Origin of the sequence: Streptomyces sp. A012304 (assembly GCF_026008495.1) — a bacterium.
GTDB lineage: Bacteria > Actinomycetota > Actinomycetes > Streptomycetales > Streptomycetaceae > Streptomyces.
The window spans coordinates 102,909-104,642 of record NZ_BQUN01000203.1; the positions used below are offsets into that span (position 1 = coordinate 102,909).

Annotated in this window: 1 protein-coding gene and 1 pseudogene; both read left to right on the forward strand. The window is 65.7% G+C overall.

Annotation, left to right across the window (positions count from 1 at the left end; genetic code table 11):
* A pseudogene (locus ALMP_RS41815) lies at nt 1–921 on the forward strand (alpha-1,4-glucan--maltose-1-phosphate maltosyltransferase); the annotation flags it as partial.
* Nucleotides 918–1,734 (forward strand): alpha-amylase family glycosyl hydrolase (locus ALMP_RS41820; RefSeq protein ID WP_264937269.1); only part of this gene is annotated, 817 nt, incomplete at its 3' end. The pseudogene ALMP_RS41815 and the gene ALMP_RS41820, both read left to right, overlap by 4 nt.

The following is a 1,734-nucleotide window of genomic DNA, read 5'->3' on the forward strand; positions in this document are numbered from 1 at the left end:
GACGGCCTGGTCGCCGAAACCGTGCGGGTCCTGCGGCACTGGATGTCCCACGGCGTGCGGATCTTCCGGGTGGACAACCCGCACACCAAGCCGGTCGTCTTCTGGGAGCGGGTCATCGGGGAGATCAACCGCACCGACCCGGATGTGATCTTCCTCGCCGAGGCCTTCACCCGCCCGGCGATGATGCACACCCTCGCCCAGATCGGCTTCCAGCAGTCGTACACCTACTTCACCTGGCGCAACAGCAAGCAGGAACTGACGGAGTACCTCACCGAACTCTCGGGGGAGGCCGCCTCCTACATGCGGCCCAACTTCTTCGCCAACACCCCGGACATCCTGCACGCCTACCTTCAGCACGGCGGCCGTCCCGCCTTCGAGGCACGGGCCGTCCTGGCGGCCACCCTCTCGCCCACCTGGGGCATCTACAGCGGCTACGAGCTGTGCGAGAACACACCGCTGCGCGAGGGGAGCGAGGAGTACCTGGACTCGGAGAAGTACCAGCTCAGGCCCCGGGACTGGGAGGCCGCCGAGCGGGAGGGACGCACCATCGCGCCGCTGATCACGCGGCTCAACGAGATCCGGCGCGCGAACCCGGCCCTGCGCCAACTGCGCGACCTGCACTTCCACCACGCCGACCAGGAAGCGGTGATCGTCTACTCGAAGCGGAGCGGTTCGAACACGGTTCTGGTGGTCGTCAACCTCGACCCCCACCACACCCAGGAGGCGACGGTCTCGTTGGACATGCCGCAACTCGGCCTGGACTGGCACGAGTCGGTGCCGGTGCGCGATCTGCTCACCGGCGAGACCTATTACTGGGGCAGGGCCAACTACGTGCGTCTGGAACCGGGTGCCCGGCCCGCGCACGTCTGCACCGTCCTGCGACCGTCCAACCCGCAGATCGGAGGGTCACCCACACGATGAGCGTCAACGAGCCCGTTCAGGACACGTTCGAGGACACACCCGCCAAGGACCGCGACCCCGAGTGGTTCAAGCGCGCGGTCTTCTACGAGGTCCTCGTCCGCTCCTTCCAGGACAGCAACGGCGACGGCGTCGGCGACCTCAAAGGCCTCACCGCCAAACTCGACTACCTGCAATGGCTCGGCGTCGACTGCCTCTGGCTCCCCCCGTTCTTCAAATCACCCCTGAAGGACGGCGGATACGACGTATCGGACTACACCTCCGTCCTGCCCGAATTCGGCGACCTCGCCGACTTCGTCGAATTCGTCGATGCCGCCCACCAGCGCGGCATGCGCGTCATCATCGACTTCGTCATGAACCACACCAGCGACCAGCACCCGTGGTTCCAGGAGTCCAGAAGAGACCCGGAAGGCCCCTACGGCGACTACTACATGTGGGCCGACGACGACAAGCAGTACGCCGACGCCCGCATCATCTTCGTCGACACCGAGGCCTCCAACTGGACCTTCGACCCCGTCCGCAAGCAGTACTTCTTCCACCGTTTCTTCTCCCACCAGCCGGACCTCAACTACGAGAACCCGGCCGTGCAGGAGGAGATGATCTCCGCGCTGAGGTTCTGGCTGGACCTGGGCATCGACGGTTTCCGCCTCGACGCCGTGCCCTACCTGTACGCCGAGGAGGGGACGAACTGCGAGAACCTTCCGGCGACGCACGAGTTCCTGAAACGGGTGCGCAAGGAGATCGACGCCCACTATCCGGACACGGTGCTGCTGGCGGAGGCCAACCAGTGGCCCGAGGACGTCGTCGACTACTTCG